Source organism: Acinetobacter sp. Ac_3412 (assembly GCF_013072675.1).
GTDB lineage: Bacteria > Pseudomonadota > Gammaproteobacteria > Pseudomonadales > Moraxellaceae > Acinetobacter > Acinetobacter higginsii.
In genome coordinates, this window is sequence record NZ_LXUJ01000008.1 from 60,473 (window position 1) to 79,422 (window position 18,950).

Below are 18,950 nucleotides of genomic sequence, written 5' to 3' on the forward strand. Positions count from 1 at the left end.
CCGTTTCAATTAAGGCTTAACCACAACCAAAACTTGAATTGCTTCTGGTGTCACAGATAGACCATCCAATAGACCTAAGCCCTCTTTCTGGAATTTCTGTAGGCGCTCGATTTCATCTTGACGAATACTTGGATTGAATTGCTTGAGATAACTTAAACGGTCAATTTCATACTGCCATTTACCACTGTAATGCTCTTTGGCTTGCTGCATTAATTCAGGCAATGATCCCTTGGCAATCTCTAAAGCTTGCGCATAACGTGACTCAATCACTTCACGGCGTGCTTTCACCACTTGACGACAGCTATTGCCATCTAGGTGATGCAGATATGGACGTAAAATGCTTGGGTCAATCTTGGCAGACAAGTCCTGACCATTTTCACTGAGCAATACACGAATCAATTGTTTCGGCAAACTTGATGGCAAATTCAATGCCTTCGGTGCAACCACATCAACCTTAAACCACACTTCCAACAAGACTGAACCTTGTTTTAGTGCATTCGATTTCAATAGGGCCACATTGGTACTACCGAATGATTGTGTGCGGATCATTTCCATCACACTTTCAATAAATGGATGTTCCAAGGTCAAATATTGTGCATCTTCACGGATTTGTGCCTGATCACGATAGAAGGTCGCAGTCATGCCTTCTTCGTCCAAGGTAATTCCTTGAACTTGCATTTGATCAGTCGGCTTAATGATCACCGTACCGTTACTTTGCTCATCAAAATCGATATTGGTTGATGACATGAAACGCTTCACGAACATTGGCAAAGTGGTGTTGTCATCATAATCTTCAAGTGCTTGTACAATGCCCTGCGCAACCACTGGACGGCAAGAGTTATACTCGAGCAAACGGTCACGACCTGCTTGTAATTCAGCTTCCAAGGCTTGACGCTGTACATTGACTTCTTCAAGCAAATCTTCAAAAGTCTGGCCTTGGTCTGCCAATAAGCAATCTTTTAATTCAACAATAAAGTTCTCTTGCAGCGTTTGCGCTGTTGGAGAAATACTGCTGAAAATATTGAGTGCTTCGTTGTACCAACGGAACATACGTTCTTGTGCTGTACCCATCAAATATGGCACATGGATCTGAATACGGTTTTCTTGACCGATACGATCCAAACGACCAATACGCTGCTCAAGTACGTCAGGGTTTGCGGGTAAATCAAATAAAACTAAATCACTGGCAAACTGGAAGTTACGCCCTTCCGAACCAATTTCCGAACAAAGTAAAATCTGAGCACCATAACTGTCTTCTGCAAAATATGCCGCAGCTTGGTCACGCTCTAATAGACTCATGCCCTCATGGAACATGGCAGTACGAATACCGGCATGTAAACGTAGAACATTTTCCAATGCTTCTACCACTGGCCCGCTACGCGCGATCAATAACACTTTTTTGTGCTTTAATTCTTTACGCAGCACTTCCATCAACCAAGGCACACGCGGATCATTTTCCATCCATGCGCCATCCAATTGACCTTCTTCAGGCCACATTTGCTCACGCATTTTGCCATCAAATGACCAGTCTTCTGGTGCTGGTAAAGGTGCTGGCTGGCAATCACGACCTGGGAAGCCTTGAATCGCTTCACGGGTGTTACGGAACAGGATACGACCTGTGCCGTGACGGTCTAATAATTCATGAATCGCACGCATACGCTGTTCAGGCTGATCATCAATACGATGACCCAATAAACCGTCCAGTGCAGCAAGATGCTCTTCTGTTAATGCTTGGTCAGACATCAACACTTCTGCAATTTTTGCAGTATGTTGATATTGTTCTTCTTCATCAAGAAAACGATCTAGACTGCTGAAACGTTGCGGATCGAGTAAACGAAGACGGGCAAAATGGCTTTCAACGCCTAATTGCTCGGGTGTTGCTGTGAGCAGTAACACACCTGCTGTTTGTTCAGCCAACTCTTCAACAAGATCATAACGATCATTGCCACCCTCTTCTTCACTCCACATCAAATGATGGGCTTCATCGACCACCAATAGATCAAAACCTGCTTCCATAGCCTGCTCACGCAAGTCATCGTGGTCAACCATCAGGTCGACGCTGGCAATAATGCATTGCTCAGTCAAGAATGGATTCAGATCAGGATCATGTTCTTTAATCGAAGCAGTACGAGTTAAGTCGAACAGAGAGAATTGCAAATTGAAACGGCGGCGCATTTCAATCATCCACTGATATTGCAATGAATCAGGGACTAAAATCAGGATGCGTTCTGAACGGCCTGTTTTAAGTTGTTGATGAATGATTAAACCTGCTTCAATGGTTTTGCCCAAGCCAACTTCATCGGCCAATAAAACACGCGGAGCAAAACGCTTACCCACTTCATGTGCAATATAAAGCTGGTGTGGAATCAAGCCTACACGCGCACCAAGAAAACCACGTAAAGGGCTAGTGTGCATTTGCGCTTGCAACAACATCGCTTCAATACGTAGGTCATACCATTCTTTATAATCAACTTGGCTGGCTAACAGACGCTCTAAAGGTTTTGACAGCTGGATTTGCGCACCGATACGGGTTTCATTCAGTGACTTACGTTCTTGTTCGCCATTTTCAAGGCTACGAACCACATCATAACGCAGTACGCCATGACGATCTTCAATCGACTCAACAGTCCACTTGATGCCTTCTTGGTCTTGTACTTCATCATTAACATTAAAGATGATGCGAGATAAAGGCGCATTGTTACGTGCATAGACACGAGTTTCATCACTTTTAGGGAATAAAATGCTGATAGAACGTTCATCTACATCAATAAGAACCCCTAAACCGAGTTCAGTTTCAGTATCTGATAACCAACGTTGACCAATAGCAAACTGCTGCAATTTTTCCACCTTTATCTCAAGTTAGCCTACATATTTTATGCCCTGACCCAAATAAAAGTTAAGGCATTTTATGTAGTTTTCAACGATGTATTTTGACACAAAGCGCAATCAAATAGCGTGCATCACATCGTGTTTCATAAAAAAGTTTTTAGACTAAAACGGTACAGTACAATCAAAGCTGAGTTGTGCACCTGTTTTAGGATGCGCAAAGCTCAATTGCGTTGCATGTAAACACAAACGCGGATAAAGCTGTTGCTGTTCTGGCGTGGCATATAAGGTATCGCCTAGAATCGGATGACCTAAATATTGCATATGCACACGAAGCTGATGTGAACGCCCTGTAATCGGAATCAGTTTAACTCGAGTTACAGCTTGTCCTTGAATTTCTAGATGTTCGATCGCTTGCCATTCGGTTAATGCCGGCTTGTGATAGGAAGCATCCACAATATGCAATGGAGGACGGCTTGGATCATAAATCACAGGAATATCGACTGTGCCCTGACCCTGTAAATGTCCAGCTACCAAAGCTTGATAAATTTTTGAGGTTTGACGATCTTGAAATTGGCGTGAAATATTGCTTTGCCCAAATTTGGATAAACCAAACACCAAGATACCAGAAGTATCGCGATCTAAACGATGAATCAGTAAAGTTTTTGGTTCTAATTCTAATAAACGATTGATTAAACAATCTTGTAAATCAGGTGTTTTCCCCGGCACAGTGAGTAAGCCTGCAGGTTTATGGATGACCATAAAATCTTCATCACGATGAATCAAATGTTCACTTAGAAAATCATTCAAGGTAGCCTTCCAACGACTGGATGAAAACAAGCGGGCAATCATAAAAAGCTTGGCGCTGAATTACAATGCATGACACGTATTTTTACTATTTTTTTTCGTGTTTCTCTCGATATTTCATCCAGAATCGAAGTTAAATGATGATTTAGGTCTGTTGCTCTAGAAATTGTTGAATCGCATGTTGAGCAATTTCTGCATCTTGAAAAGATTGTACACCCGAAACACCCACAGCTCCAACAACCTGCCTTTGATAAACAATCGGCTCACCACCTTCTAACATGCCTTTTGCTGCATTGATCGTTAAAAAGCCGATCTTACCATCACGGATCATATCTTCCGATGCCTTGGTGGTTCTTCGGCTGACCGCAGCAGATTGTGCTTTTTCTTGGCAAATCTGTGTCGATAGTACCGATGCGCCATCCATACGCTTCATCATTAATAAAGTTCCTCCGTCATCGACAACTGCAATGCTGACATTAAAGCTGTGCGCTGTTGCATATTGCAATGCTGCGTCAACTAAAATTTCCACATCAGCGGACGTTAAATAATGTTTAGTTTTCATGTTTTACTCCATTCCTATGGGTTTCTTATAAAAAGCTTTTAGATATGATACAGCTGCAATCCACAGCTTACGCAAGCCCAAAGCACAGCCTAAGACCAACGCAAATATAGTTTACTATTCAAGCATTATTTCACCTTGCGGTACAGTAAAGATTGTTTATCTTTGCGCTTCGTCGCTGAGGTTGATCATACGAACAGTTGGGAACTTGGTAAGATTCCGTTACGATCATCTATTATTTTTAAACCAGTTAAGCTCTCTATTTAGCTCAAGTAAAATGCGCCGATAAAAAAAGCCCGAACAAATCGGGCTTCTGTATGCATCACAGCGTTATTTCATTTCTGCAAATGTTTCTTTGGCTGCCTGAATGGTCTCTGCAATATCTTGATCTGAATGCATAGACGAGATAAATCCGGCTTCAAATGCAGATGGAGCAAGATAGACACCACGCTTTAACATGCCATGGAAGAATTTCTTAAATGCTTCAACGTCACAAGCCAACATTGAATCAAAGCTGGTAATGTCCTCTTGATCGGTGAAATACAAGCCGAACATGCCACCCACTTGCTGGGTTTTAAATGGAATACCCGCTTCATCTGCCGCAGCCTGCAAACCCTCAAGCAATTTTGCGAGCTGTGCAGCTAGCTTGTCATAAAACTCTGGTTCACGAAGATGCTTGAACATCGCAATACCTGCACGCATTGCCAATGGATTCCCTGACAATGTACCTGCTTGATAAACACCACCTAAAGGTGCGATGCATTCCATGATTTCACGTTTACCACCAAAAGCACCAACCGGTAAGCCCGCACCAATGATTTTACCCAACGTGGTCAAATCAGGTTTAACCTTATAGACCGATTGTGCACCGCCTAAAGCAACACGGAAACCTGTCATTACTTCATCAATGATAAAGACAGATTTGTATTCATCACAGACATCACGAATTGCTTGCAAGAAACCATCGATTGGCGTCACTAAATTCATGTTGCCTGCAACAGGTTCAATGATTACCCCAGCAATCTCATGACCGAACTTGGTAAAGCACTCTTTCAACGCTTCGATATTGTTATACGGGAGCGTTAATGTATGTTTAGCAAAATCAGCTGGTACACCTTTTGAAGTTGGCTCACCTTCACCAAGCGTCAATAAGCCTGAACCTGCTTTGACCAATAATGAATCGGAATGACCGTGATAGCAGCCTTCAAATTTCACAATCTTGTCACGGCCAGTATAACCACGTGCCAAACGAATCGCGGTCATGGTGGCTTCAGTACCTGAGCTGGTCATACGTACCAATTCAATTGAAGGCATGATCTCGCAAATGGTGTCTGCCAAAGTGGTTTCATGTACCGTTGGTGCGCCAAAACTTAGGCCATCTTCTGCCGCAGTTTGTACTGCTTGAATAATATCAGGATGTGCATGACCTAAAATCATTGGTCCCCATGAACCGACATAGTCCACATAACGCTTGCCATCGACATCCCACAAGTACGCCCCTTTTGCCTTTTCGATAAAGACTGGCGTACCACCAACACCGTTAAATGCACGTACAGGTGAATTTACGCCACCTGGAATATGTTTATTTGCTTGTTTAAATAGCTGTTCTTGCTTTGGAGATAAGCTCATAAAAGACTCAACCTAGAATCGAGGACGAGGAACGTTGTGGTTCCGAGAAACAATAAAAGTTCCGCGAAGCGGATACATATAATTAGTCAAATAACGTTGCCCATGCATTTACACGAGCAGGAATTTCGGCTGTTGATCGTCCTAATATATCACTAATTACGGCACAAAGGCTTGCCCCAGCCTCAATCACCACTTGAGAATTTTCAACCGTCAGACCACCAATGGCACAAATCGGCACGGCAAATTTTTGTTTCGCTTGCTTAATCACTTCGATGCCGACATTACCTGCTTCAGGTTTGGTTGAGGTCGCATAAACCGCACCAAAGGCCACATAAGTTGCACCATCAGCAATCGCCTTTTCCGCCAACTCTAATGAGTTTAAGCAAGTTCGACCAATAATTACACCTTGTGGTAAACGTGCGGCCGCATCACTAATTTCACCATCGGATTGTCCAAGATGCACACCTAAACCAAATTGTTCAGCCAAAGCTAAATCATCATTAATCACAAACGGGACTTGATGCTTTTCACAAAGTGCTTTGATCTGCTCGACTTCACTTGGCTGATCTGCTTTTTCGACTTTCTTACGACGGTATTGCAGAATCGCAACCTGTCCTGTTGCTAAAGCCACATCTAGTTTTTCTAATAATAATTGGATTGGATCATCGTTGGTAATGAGGTATAGACCGCGCATGAACGTTTCACTATTCACTATAATTACATTAGCTTCAGGGTATATTTTCTTGGTTAAAAATTAAAGAGAGTAAGTGTGTAAGTTCTTATTAATTAACCTATCTACTCTCTGCCTCACAAATAAATGGCGTATGCCGCCATGAACGATCTTCGATTGATTGCCCATCAAATTTATGCTTTCTAAATGGCGTATGCCGCCATGAACTAATGCCAATTTAATTTTCTCTCTGACATTAATTTCTAAATGGCGTATGCCGCCATGAACTCTGTCCTAGATCTGATTGAGTCAAATCCGAATTTCTAAATGGCGTATGCCGCCATGAACTATAGGTGAATATACATTCCCATACTTTGATTTTTCTAAATGGCGTATGCCGCCATGAACGCTCTTATCGCGTTTTATGTGTTTGCTATCACTTTCTAAATGGCGTATGCCGCCATGAACAAATTGGAAATGTTAAGGCTCGGTGCTGCGCCTTTCTAAATGGCGTATGCCGCCATGAACTTTACTGCGAAGAGGGCCTTATTGGTGGCGAATTTCTAAATGGCGTATGCCGCCATGAACTATAAAATTATAGTAGAAATATAAGTTACAACAAGTAGTTAATATAGATTTAGGCATTTTACCCAATCAAAAAACCACTTACTGTAACTCATTGATTTTATTAAGCTGTTAAAGAGTCAAAAAATATTGGGTTAAAACTCTGGTACGGTTGAGAAACGACTTAACCCATAAGTTCCAAATGTTCCATCTTTTGCCTCATCAGCAACAGATTTACCAATATATAAGCGATACGGTCGATCTATATTTTCCTCTCGTTTTGCACTTAGGCTTTTCAAACTCACATAAGGCTCAACTACAGGCTGATCAATATATTGCTTAAAGTGCTGTCTCGCTTGATCTAAAGAAATATTATGGCGCTGAGCTTGATGAACAATACGTTGCTCCAAACTCATTTTTGGATTAACTCGAAAATAATGAGCGTAACCCATAATTTTAGCTTGAGGTACTTCACGTGGTTGAGTGAAATGGACATAGTCCACAAACCGTTCCAACCACATCCCCAGATTAAGTTGCTGTAACTCGGCTTCTGTATTGGCAAAAATGCGAATTTTCTTACCCAAAAAACCAATATTCTTTTGCTGGTTAATACGATATTGAGGGAAAGAGACACCTAAGCGGCTCTGATCTTGATTATCACTATGCTCAGCAAAAGCAATATGAAGTTGGGTATACACTTTTGACCAAATGAAATAAGGTGAAATTTCATCCTGATCAATTAAAGTGATTTCTTGATAATATTGCATTATTAATCCTTCGCACTTTGACCAAACACCCCACCACGCACTAAAACAGCCATAACATAGTGTTCTTGTTCTAGATTTTCTAATGACTCACCTAAAGCATACTTATCAAATAAGGTAAAAAAGTCTTTTTTCTCTTTAGGAGTACGATAAGCTTTTCCAAGATTTGTGACCGCACCATAAGGTTCAATCGCGATTGCTGTTTTTTTGTCATCAAACTCAGGATACCAAGTATCAATTGTACGTAACGCATTGCCAATTTTTTGAGAGTGCATTGCAGCAACATCATTGACTTGATAAAGTATTTTACTCTTATCCCCCTTACCTTTATCCAAAACTAGTTCTTCACTTGGATAAACTTCTTGCGCTTTACCCACCAAGGCATAAGCATCAACTTTAATCAATAAATATGCTGTTTCACCTTTTAGAGCCTGAGCGATTTGATCAGCTAATTTTTTCAACTTTTCATCTACATGGTCAAAATCATGCAGTGGATATTCCAAAGCATTAAATGTTATAGCAGGTTGATCATTTATTGTTACCACAACCTCTACTTTTTCTGCACCGACACGGTTACGCCATAAAAAACGAGCATTAGCAATATTGAGCGCATAACGTTTCGCAAGCTCTGTAAAGCCATATTTGTTAATATAACTTTTGGCCACAGCTTGATAAGAGTTTAAAAAAGCTTCATTGTTACAAGCAGATGGATTTTCAACACCACCTAATACTTTCAAAGTAAAACCAACTTTTAAAGTATCTTGATGCTCACCTAAAGCACAGGCATCTACTGTTTGTGGATTGGCATTAGTAATATCCATATCCAATTTAAGCATATCTTTATCAGTTTTATTTTTCAGACGATGTGATACTGTTCCTCGGACTGATTTAGGAATGAGTTTTAAAGCTGTTTGTTCATTGCGATTATCCCAAGTCGTTCCATAAAAATATCCATCAGATGGAACAAGTTTCTTTTCAAATGCGAGTACACTTGCGACTGCTTTTTCATTTTTAGCCATGAGTCTTTCCTTTTTCAATATCAAATTAATTTGTTGTAGCGTTTTGGCAGAGATATAAATTGTTTTCTGAATCAAAATGGTATTGCCATAACATTTGATCAAGATGTTCTATGCGATACGGCATCAAAAATTCACCTAAAGTTAAAACACTTTCGGCAAACCGATGTGGTGTATTGGCATCCCTTTGATTTTTTGCGAATCCCAACTCAGAAATTCCTTGAAAGCCAACAGCGACAGGTACAAGCCAACCTTGAGCTTTACGCTTTGAGGTCCATGTCACTTTGTTATCTTCATCTACATTAGAACTATGCGTTACGTGTAAATATTCTAAAACCGCATCTAAAGCATCTTTACCTTGATTCATACTGTCTATTACGAGATCACGGCGCTCGATCAGTACATGTCCAAGCATGAGTTTATTGAGGATTGGTTTTAATTCCCTGTCATGATCTTCATCATCATCAAAATCCAGTATTTGGCAATTCTTCACCGTAAGAACATCTCCACTAGCAAATTTCATACTACAAATTAGCTCAGAAGCAAGTTCTAACAATTGCTCTCTTTTTTTGTTATTCAGACCTTCAATTTCAACTAAAAGTGAAACTTCCAAATGGCAACGGGCTTCCTCAATAAAAGCGGGGCGACTTCCATCCTTATCCAATGGATTTGCTGTACCTATAATTGAATGGACAAAATCGCCCTGTCCTTTATAGGTTTGCAAATTAAACTCATGACAACTTACCGCAACTTTAGTTAAAGCCACATCACATGCTTTAGCTTGTAATTTACGTTGCAAAGCGTGGACTGCGCCAAGCCAAGCTGTCATTGCTGGAAATCCAATGGTATATGGGCTACTCATGGCATTGGCATTGTGAAGTTTTAAATGAGAAATCAATAAAAAATGACGCATTAGAAAAACTCCTTTGCTTGTTGTAATGAGCTTTCTACACGCTGTTTAACTTCAACCAACTCAACTGTTCCCAGCATATAAGCATCACTAATTACTTTTTCATAACTTCGTAATATCCAACGCGCTATTTCACGGCTTAATTCGTCACGCCAGTCACTATTTTCTTCTCGCTCGACTTGATAAGTTTTATCTAGCCAAATTCGCTGCATTTTCGGTAAGTTTGCGTAATAATCTTGATTTGTCCACCCTTCAATTGCATATTGTCTAGTCTTTAATGCCTGTAGTAACACTTGATCAATCACAAATTGAATAATATTTTTTATCGCATTTCTAATATCTATATTATTTAGATCAAGCTGCATAAATCTATGTAATTGAATAAAGCTGTCTTGATAATTTCTTCGATATAAACACTGCATAAAAAAATCAGTTTTAGGAAGTCGAATCGTTCTTTTTTCTAATACTGGTGGGCAACTCGACAGTAAATAAGCTCGTCCCGCATTTTGGCTATTTAAAACACTGACATTCTGTGGTTGAGTTCCACCATACGCTGTTATTGTTAGATCAAATATATCCGCATAACCTATTTCATCATGTTCATTTTTCTTACGCGATTCTTTAGATTTTTTGGTTTCTTCCGAAAAACGCATAGCATCAATTGCTTGTTTGAGCCGAGTAATTAAACCAGATGGTGTTAAAATGGATAATAAATGATATTCAGATTGATTAATTGGGAAATAGACCTGTTTTACTAGATGGTCTGTTTTTACTGAATGATCTACAGCTTTAATTTTTAAAAACTCTGAACTCAATGCTTCAAAATTTAAATCTGCATGCGTAATTAAAGCCCGTAATTCTTGATGGTCTTGTTCGAAGCCATCCAAAACCGTCATTTTTTCAGTAAGCGGTAAAGATAAGAACTTAAATACATCCATTGCAGCAGCATTACCAAATACATCCAATGAGTATTCCACATTACCAGTACGTAAGTAGCCATCATTACAATGTTTCGCCTTAGCAATAAGGCTTGAAGTCTTGGCACTTGGATGACTAAACTTACTTGGGTGACTCACCATTGCAAGTTGGGTTACACGCTTTGCTGCATCAGGCAACCACTCATTTAAACTAAATTTATCATTTGCCTGATGTTGCAAAGTTGAAGTTTCAACATCACTTTCTGCTTTTTTTAAACGATCTTTTAGCCAAAGTTCTTTACGTTCATTTAAAAATGCATGAATACTTTCTGCCATATCCTTTCCATCTTATTATTTATTTGAAACTACCAAGCCAAACTGTTCTGAATACATCAATCGTTTATTCTCATCGCACTCTGGCAACATAATCTCACCATAACGTTCCGATAGTCTTTCAATCTTTGCATCGACATCTTCTTCATTCTCACTAAAATGATCAAGTGTCAAGCGACACAAAATGTCGTAATAATTCCTATTCAACCATAATCTTTTTTGTTCCAAATTATTTAGTTGCAAATAATGAATATTATAAAAACCGCTCCGATCAATATAATGACCAAAATCATTTTTTTCACAGAGTAGCAATTTATGATCGCTGTAAACAACAAAAATCTTAATATTCGGAGAACTTTGCCTAAATTGTATAAATTTTTGAGGTAAAGCTGTTAAAAACCATTTTTGGGTTAACCATGAATTTAATGGTTTTGCTCCAACTTTATTGTATGAGGTTAATACATCAGCCGTTACTGCATGCTCAAGATCTGCCAGTCTTTTTCTTGCTTGTAATGGTCGATTCGTTTTTATTCTTGGTATGGCATTAATATTAAAAATCACATCTGAAATATCAAGTAACTCTTTTAAATCTTTAGTGTGTAATTGGAATTTATCATTATTAAGTTCAAAACCAGGCTTTTCGAAAGCAACCTTAGCTTTTCTTAATCCTTTTAAATTATATTGCATTAAAGCAATATTTGGCTTTTCGATATTCTGCGCCAATTTTCTGTGACGTAACACTCGCCCTGCCAATTGAATAATCGAACGATAAGATGATGGCTCTACAATGGCCCAATCAAAATCATGGTCTCGCCCAACCTCCTCCACTGGGGTTGCAACCAAAATAAAAATCACATGTTCTTCTTCAATTGAATCTAGATGCTGACGAATCACATCATTTGAGAATGCCGCCGCCTGTTCTCCCGCTTTCTCTTTACGCTTTAGAACTTGATCTAAATGTCGCTCCTGTTCACTACGTAGCAACAAAACTTGACGACTATGATAGGCCATAACACGAGGTGCTATGCCCTGCGACCATTCTGCATTGAGTAAGTATTGAGTTAAAGCAACACAGGGTGGAATATTGGCAACACGCACCACACCAAAAGAGACTTTTTTGCCTGTCTTAAGATCAATACTGTGATGACTCAAATGTAATTGTTCAGCATTCTGTTTAATCCTTTCAAAATACTGAGACTGCAAACTTTGATCTAAACGTTGGACTTCTTTTTCAACTACAAGATCAGCACAATCTACAATATAGGCTTTATGTTTAACAACTTGCTGAACTAATGCTGCTGTCCGAAGATCTACAAATTGATCATGTGTATTTTGATATTGTTGCATAAGCTCTTTTGGTGTATTCGAATCAATGGCTTGAATTTTTGTTTTGAACTCATCAACCCACATCGAAACGATATTTTTATTTTTTAGCTTTTTAAAAGCAGAGTACAAAGCCCAGCCTTGCTGATAAGCATTAAAAAATCCCTCAGCCAATGCTGGGGGTATAGTTGCTGACGATATCATCACTTTTCGGCCCAACATGCCCGCAAGATGCACCAGTCGGGCAATAGCAACTAAGTCTTGAGCATTGAAATCATCCACCTCATCAATGACCAAGTCTGAGGATAAAAGTCTTAAGCTTGGTAAAATAAATTTGCCACCACGCTTGGTTTCAGTCGCTGCCATAATATGATCAATAGTACAGGTTAAAACAGGTTTATATAGAAATGCTTTATTACGTTGTTCTTGATTTTTTGGGAATAAAGCATTCATAAAATCGGCTTGAGGCATCGTGTCGTAATCCAGTTCATTCTCTAATAATGTCTCTAACGACTCTGAACCGATTTCTTCGATATTTAATTCGTCCTGTTGATCTTTTCTGGCATTTTGATTTTGATGATGTAACTCCTGCACAACTTTTGAACCAATTAAAACAGCGAGTTCATCATTACTTAAACCAATATCATGACGGTATGAATCCCCCGTTTGTAAAGTTAAAGTCCTTAAGCCTAGAGCTAAAATATACCGTAACGATTGTCCATCCTTAGATAAGGCTTGCATGATTTTCGCATTGGCAATGGTTTTTCCTTTCCCAGTACTTGCCATATTGACAATAAACCAACCTTGTTTCTCAGCCCCTTCATTTTTTTGAATGAATTGCTGAATCCCTTTAGCGGCCTGATCCTGCCATTCAAAACCTGATGGACTTTTCTTCTTTAATTTTTGAATATCGTATGCAGATTCCATTTCATCTGCTAAACGGCTTAACGACTGAGCCACCCGCATAGCATTGTCACTAACTCGAACTAAATGCTCATCTAAATACTGTTTCGCTTGTTTCGTTTTTGGATCGGTATTTGCAACAAGTGATAAATTCGTTTTCCATGCTTTATCTGCTTCGCACGATGAATAATAATGATCTCCCAACATTAGACATAAACGCGCATGATGCAAAATCACTCGCCAACTACCATCAATAAAAATCTGTTCTGATGCTTGAACTTCCTGTAATAAACGTAAAGACCATTTTTTAATTTGTTTTGTCCATTCAACAGATTGGCTTAGCAGACCTTGCTCAAACTGAAAACACAATTTAAGTCGTTGTTGGTAATCCTTTTCATCAAATTTATTTTGATAACCCCAGTTTGCTTCGATACATTCAAATAATTCTGCAATACTATTTGCAGGTTCAGCAGCATATCTTTTTGAATCCTTATCTTCTTTTAAATTAGGTAAGCGATGGTGTGAAATGATCAGCCACGCGACTAATTGAGCGAATGGTGGAAGCTGGGCTAAAACTTTGGATTGATCTGATTCTTTTACAATCGTTTGCTTGAGAAGTGCCTCATCCCAACTTTGATTAATAAATAAATTTAACCATGCTTCATCAAATTCAATATTGCCTGATGATTGCACCAAAGCATTTAATAATAGGCATGAAATCCATTCATGACGTAAAGGATCACCTTTAAATTGGTTATTTTTATCGAGTAGTTTTTGCTGGAATAGTACTGTTGCTTTACCCCAATCATGAAGTAAAGCAGAAACTGCAACTAATGCCTTAATTAAAGGTAAATAATGCCAGTCATTTTCCCATTTATTTTGAGCCAAACTTTTCTTTGTGGTATTCACGGGGACTATTCCCTGTTCATTAAATCTATTGCGATTTCCCACAATCCACATCAATTCACTTCTACGACGACCACGTATCCAATGACATGAAACTGCTGTATTTTTCGTCACCGTTTTTCTCAGCAGCTTTTTTACCGCGAACAGACCATCTTCCGTAATCACCGTTTGCCATGTGTTATCACCAATTCGATCAGCAAAAGCATCAAGCACACGCCGAGTTCGAGCAATCGCTTTCTTTTCACATTGAGATATAAAAGTGACTATCATCATTCGCTCTCCTGACTTGGAAAGCTTTTACACGCTTGCAACTTCACCTGTTCAAACATCCAATCCAAACAACGATATTCTGTGAACTTCTGCAATAGCTGTTGACGGAACGCTTGCTCAGTCACCCCCTCTTTGGCGCAAATAAACGCCCATGGTAAAACCACCGCATCCTTGATGAGATCTGCCACATCAAAGACTAAAGCACCACGTCGGGTTTTGCCATGCATCACTGCGAAACCATGATTTATTCCTAGAACCCAAAGCGTTGTCGCACTGAGGCCATAGGCTAAGTAATTGCCATGATTCAAAAAATCATTGGCCAAATCCCCTTGCTCTGGATTTCGCTCAAAACTCAACTTACAACGGGTTGCTGCAATTTTATAAAGTTGCTTAGTCATCTGTGCTTCGGCGAGGAGTAAATCACCCACTTTAGCCATATTAGGAATTTTCTTTTCAAAACCAGTCAAAGCTTGCTGAATATCTAAATCATCCAGATAAAAACCTTCATCCTTTAAATCTTTATCCTTAGTCCAAATTTTGCGGATAAATTCGATACGAGCAAATTGAAATTGCTTAGCAACTTCCAAACGTTTGGCATCATCAAACCAGAAGCTCATCCAGCCCTGCATATATTCAGTTGGGCGATATTCACTTTGTGGTGTTAACCACTCCACCTCACTTCCTGCAAATAAAGGCGTGCCACCACCACCACAAAAACCCACCAACACACCTGCGCTACACAACATTCGCATCGCAGCCTGAGTAATGGATGTCCCTGTACCCAGCAAAATCACCGTGGTATTGGCAATGGGAATATTCCAATATTGATTTTCGTTCTTTGCTTCGGTGAGATATAACACTCGCCCATCTTTTTGCATCACTCTGCAGTGTTCTAAATAATAAAGATTGGCACGTTTAGAATGTAAGATTGCTTTTAAATCAGACGGGTTCAGTTGTTCCATTCTTGTGTTTTTCCCTCATTTTTTATGATATTACTGAAACAGCGAACAATAAAAAAGCTGCCGAAGCAGCTTTGCGACACCTAATGTCGCTTTATAATTTTTAAATATACATTGATTTAAGACTCAATTTTATCAAACTGACGATCGATCAGACTTAAACGACCACGTGCAACGTCTGACAACATGCGCCAATCTGAGATAAAACTATACAGCGGCTGTTTAAAGCTGGCAGGCTTATTATGTTCAAAGAAAAAATGCCCAACCCAAGCACACGCATAGCCTGATACCAAACCATACAAAGCATATTTTGCCTGACGTTTACGAATCGCTTTACTAAAGAAATATAAACCGACCGAGCTGCCTGCAACGTGCAAACGACGGCTGGCAATACTGCGATGTTCTGTTAAATAAAAGTGATAAAATTCATCATAGTTTTTAATCGGTAATGAAAATTCCACTGGCTTGGTAATATTCGCTGGTGCATTCATTGTTAGATCATCCTAATCGTGCAAGACTCTCCACACGTTAATGCATTTTCTGTACAAAATAAAGTCATTGCGTGCCATCCTTTCCAAGCTTAAAACAACTTTACAATGATTTTTGAGATCAACAAGTTATACTAAGTTTTGTCTATATCAGTCTCGGTGGTCAGGAGTCATAACATCATGGAAATAGAGCTAAAATTTCAACTCCCTGAATCTAAGAAAAAAAGTGTGTTACAAGTTTTAAGCAAACAAAAAGCACAGAAAATTCAGCTACAAGCAAAATACTATGACACTGCTGACCGTTTACTGGCTAAAAATTATGTGGCTATTCGCCTGCGTCAAGAAGGTGAACATTGGGTGCAAACCTTTAAAGCTGCCAGTAAAAACCATTTACAACGTATCGAAGAAGATATTTATTTAGGCAAATGTGCTAACGAACCTGAACTGGATTTATCTTTATACAAACATAATCAAACAGTCCAAACTGTACTTCGCGATGTTTTAGGCGAAGAACCTGCTGAACTACAGTTGCAGTTTCAAACAGACGTGCAGCGTACCTTCCATGTATTTGAGTTTGAGGAGGCTCAAATTGAAGTCTGCTTGGACGATGGCGAAATCCGTACTCCAACCGATCAAGCCAAAATCTGCGAAGTTGAATTTGAATTAAAACAAGGATCAGCACAGTCTCTAATTAATTTTGCCAAAACGTGGGTAGATAAATATCAACTCTGGCTCGATGTGCGCAGTAAGGCTGAACGTGGTAATTTATTGGCTATTGGCAAAACGGTATCCCCTGCCACCAAAGCGAAACCATTAAGCCTAGAGAAAAATGTCAGTGCTGAACAAGCAATCAAACTGATTATCGAAAATACGCTTAATCATATCTTGCCCAATGCAGCAGCAATTGCCGATGGTGTAGCCGAAGCAGATCATATTCACCAAGCTCGCGTTGGTTTACGTCGTTTACGTTCTGCTTTAAAGCATTTTTCTAACTGGTCTGCGCAAATTGATCCCACTTGGGAAAGCCAATTGGCTGATATTTTTAGAGCATTAGGTCAATCACGCGATAATGATGCGATTCAAGATTCTGTTCTTCCTTTAGTAAAAGAAGTCTGTGATTTTGATTTCCCATTCCCTGAAAATGTTGACAGCAGTGTTTCTCAATTATTAAGCCACACTAAAACCACACAGCTATTTTTAGCATTACTCAGCTTCACCTATAGTGAGCATGAGTCTAAGTCTAAACTTTCTAAACAAGCAGCTAAAAGCTTAACCAAGCTTTACCAAAAGATTCTAAAAGATGCAGCTCAGTTTTCAACTTTAGAAGTTGAGCAACAACATCGTACTCGTAAGCGTGTCAAACAATTACGTTATTGCATCGACTTTATTGCAGGGGTTTATCCAGAAAAAGAGGTTCAACAATTCTTAAGTAAGTTACAGCCAATTCAGGAATATTTAGGGTTTTATAATGACCTGTTTGTTGCTGAGCAAATCTTTGAGCAACAAACTGCTGAACACCCGCAGTTTTTATTTGCATTAGGTTGGGTTAAGGCTCAGCAACCACATGTGGCCAAAAAAGCGGATAAAAAGCTTCAAGCCCTATCTGCTCAGGACGCTTTTTGGGATGAGAAGCGATAGCTCCACCAAAACAAATTTCCTTAAATCGCTATCGTGCTTGGCGGCATGAATGCCGCCACAAATAATCTAAGTCCTACAAAAAAGCGGATACTCGGAAACGTCATCAGCAACCTGCGTGATATAAGCAAAGTAATGTTTCTGCGATACATTTTAATAAATCCAAGAAAAAAACAGGTTTTGCTGATGACAATGGCTTTGCCTACTTTGTCCGAAAACAAAGTAGGAAATCGCCTACGCGAAAACATCCAAACTTTATACAGCTCTTGTGGCTGTGCTATTATTTTTTAATGAAAATTAGAGTGTTAAACTATTTATTCCAATTAAATCGTTTACCGATACTTCCCAAAAATCTTCCACGTTCCATTATCTGCAATCGGATCACTATAACTATCATTACGCTGCTTACGTGGCTTATCCCGTGCATCGACTAATTTAAAATGCGGTTCAACACTGAGAATCACCCCATTCATATAAAACCGCGTACGGGTATAGTCACTTTGTCCGTGTTGGAAAACATAAGTTCGTAAATCAATAAACTCACGATGCGCCACCAAAGCAGCTGTATCGTCACTGCCCAACCATTCCTGCATTGCAAAAATCTGATCCGTCTCAAACTGCCCACATTTTTCTAACAAGGCAGCGACACCACGAAAAGTTTTAGATTCTTTAGCGCGTGTTTTATTAATCCGAATCCGATCGACATGCAAGAAAAATAGCGGCAGATTTAAATGACTTGGTAAATGAATTGCATCCACCACGTCATCTTCCATAAAAGGCTGGCATAACTGTTGTGCCCGTTCAATCAAGGGTTGCCATTGTCGATAATACTCATCTACATCTTGTTGCAGCCCATAATAAATCGGCAAGCCTTCAACATTTTCCAAATACTGAGGTGGATAAATATGTTGGCGCAGTAAGGCTATATCTGTTTTTAAGCTTTGAATCGCGATTGCATCTTGCATAGTGATTATTCTAATTGCTTAGGCTATTTTAGATTAAGGCAAAGGTTTAGTTTCGACAAGGCTTTGTCTATAATGAGGTGTCTTAACTTGTCGCTGGAAAATATCATGTCTCAAAAAATTAACGCCACCGATGTGACGGATGAAGAAGCTTTAAATGCGGTGTTTTTTGAGCGTGCAGATGAATTTATTAAACTTGCCAATGATTTCTGCCGACCACCCAAAGGTCAGCAAGCCAAGCCAGAAGAGTTACGTGGCCAAGTAAGTGCAGCCATGTTATTTGCCACTGCCCGTTTTAATACATGGGTCGCAGCTAATAACTTTAAAGATGGCAATGAAATGCGTGATGCCAAAGAACAAGTCATGTCTTATCTACTGCAACAATTCCAAATGATGTTAGAAGATAATTTTGACGAATATTGTGAACAGTTTGAAAACTACTTACGATTCCGTAAGAACGAAGATTTTCATACCCACAAACATGATCATTAATCTTTGATGCAAAAAAA

15 protein-coding genes and 1 CRISPR repeat array are annotated in these 18,950 nt (G+C 39.4%); of the genes, 2 read left to right on the forward strand and 13 right to left on the reverse strand.

The features are described from left to right. Positions 1-9: 9 nt before the first annotated feature. From rapA to A7P54_RS07910, 12 genes are all read right to left on the reverse strand, one after another. The gene (rapA, locus tag A7P54_RS07855; RefSeq protein WP_171549233.1) at positions 10-2,847 is read right to left on the reverse strand and encodes an RNA polymerase-associated protein RapA; all 2,838 of its coding nucleotides are present in this window, start codon (positions 2,845-2,847) and stop codon (positions 10-12) included. Between the two features lie 144 nt (positions 2,848-2,991). Continuing rightward, positions 2,992-3,636 (reverse strand): RluA family pseudouridine synthase, encoded by a 645-nt coding sequence (locus tag A7P54_RS07860; protein ID WP_171549234.1) that lies wholly within the window; start codon positions 3,634-3,636, stop codon positions 2,992-2,994. A gap of 142 nt (positions 3,637-3,778) precedes the next feature. Then, positions 3,779-4,195 (reverse strand): heme-binding protein, encoded by a 417-nt coding sequence (locus A7P54_RS07865; protein ID WP_171549235.1) that lies wholly within the window; start codon positions 4,193-4,195, stop codon positions 3,779-3,781. A 327-nt stretch (positions 4,196-4,522) separates the two neighbouring features. Further along, positions 4,523-5,821, reverse strand: a complete 1,299-nt coding sequence (gene hemL / locus A7P54_RS07870) for a glutamate-1-semialdehyde 2,1-aminomutase (protein WP_033133400.1) — start codon at positions 5,819-5,821, stop codon at positions 4,523-4,525. A gap of 82 nt (positions 5,822-5,903) precedes the next feature. Next, on the reverse strand, positions 5,904-6,515 hold the full coding sequence (gene thiE, locus A7P54_RS07875; RefSeq protein ID WP_171549311.1) for a thiamine phosphate synthase: 612 nt from the start codon (positions 6,513-6,515) through the stop codon (positions 5,904-5,906). 116 nt (positions 6,516-6,631) lie between these two features. Continuing rightward, positions 6,632-7,079: direct repeats of the CRISPR family, unit length 28 nt; unit sequence TTTCTAAATGGCGTATGCCGCCATGAAC. A gap of 131 nt (positions 7,080-7,210) precedes the next feature. Next, positions 7,211-7,822 (reverse strand): type I-F CRISPR-associated endoribonuclease Cas6/Csy4, encoded by a 612-nt coding sequence (cas6f, locus tag A7P54_RS07880; protein ID WP_171549236.1) that lies wholly within the window; start codon positions 7,820-7,822, stop codon positions 7,211-7,213. Positions 7,823-7,824: 2 nt separating this feature from the next. Further along, complete coding sequence (gene csy3 / locus A7P54_RS07885) at positions 7,825-8,838, reverse strand: type I-F CRISPR-associated protein Csy3 (protein WP_171549237.1); 1,014 nt, start codon at positions 8,836-8,838, stop codon at positions 7,825-7,827. 25 nt (positions 8,839-8,863) lie between these two features. After that, a complete protein-coding gene (gene csy2 / locus A7P54_RS07890) occupies positions 8,864-9,748 on the reverse strand; it encodes a type I-F CRISPR-associated protein Csy2 (RefSeq protein ID WP_171549238.1) in 885 nt (294 codons plus the stop codon). Then, positions 9,748-10,998: a type I-F CRISPR-associated protein Csy1 gene (gene csy1 / locus A7P54_RS07895; protein ID WP_171549239.1), complete on the reverse strand. Its 1,251-nt coding sequence runs from the start codon at positions 10,996-10,998 to the stop codon at positions 9,748-9,750. Before csy1 ends, csy2 begins: the two co-directional genes overlap by 1 nt. Positions 10,999-11,013: 15 nt before the next feature. Continuing rightward, positions 11,014-14,397 carry a type I-F CRISPR-associated helicase Cas3f gene (cas3f, locus tag A7P54_RS07900; protein ID WP_171549312.1) on the reverse strand — a complete coding sequence of 1,128 codons (3,384 nt, stop codon included), beginning with the start codon at positions 14,395-14,397 and terminating at the stop codon, positions 11,014-11,016. Beyond that, positions 14,397-15,359, reverse strand: a complete 963-nt coding sequence (cas1f, locus tag A7P54_RS07905) for a type I-F CRISPR-associated endonuclease Cas1f (protein ID WP_171549240.1) — start codon at positions 15,357-15,359, stop codon at positions 14,397-14,399. Before cas1f ends, cas3f begins: the two co-directional genes overlap by 1 nt. Before the next feature lie 116 nt (positions 15,360-15,475). After that, positions 15,476-15,847 (reverse strand): DUF962 domain-containing protein, encoded by a 372-nt coding sequence (locus tag A7P54_RS07910; RefSeq protein ID WP_171549241.1) that lies wholly within the window; start codon positions 15,845-15,847, stop codon positions 15,476-15,478. Positions 15,848-16,024: 177 nt separating this feature from the next. Between A7P54_RS07910 and A7P54_RS07915 the strand changes: the two genes are divergently transcribed. After that, positions 16,025-17,482: a CYTH and CHAD domain-containing protein gene (locus tag A7P54_RS07915; protein WP_171549242.1), complete on the forward strand. Its 1,458-nt coding sequence runs from the start codon at positions 16,025-16,027 to the stop codon at positions 17,480-17,482. 329 nt (positions 17,483-17,811) lie between these two features. Here the strand turns inward: A7P54_RS07915 and A7P54_RS07920 are convergent, their stop codons facing one another. After that, positions 17,812-18,444: a hypothetical protein gene (locus A7P54_RS07920; protein WP_171549243.1), complete on the reverse strand. Its 633-nt coding sequence runs from the start codon at positions 18,442-18,444 to the stop codon at positions 17,812-17,814. A gap of 105 nt (positions 18,445-18,549) precedes the next feature. Here A7P54_RS07920 and A7P54_RS07925 point away from each other — a divergent pair, with 105 nt between their 5' ends. After that, entirely contained in the window at positions 18,550-18,933 is a 384-nt protein-coding gene (locus tag A7P54_RS07925; RefSeq protein ID WP_005202289.1) for a DUF3144 domain-containing protein, read from the forward strand. Positions 18,934-18,950: the final 17 nt, after the last annotated feature.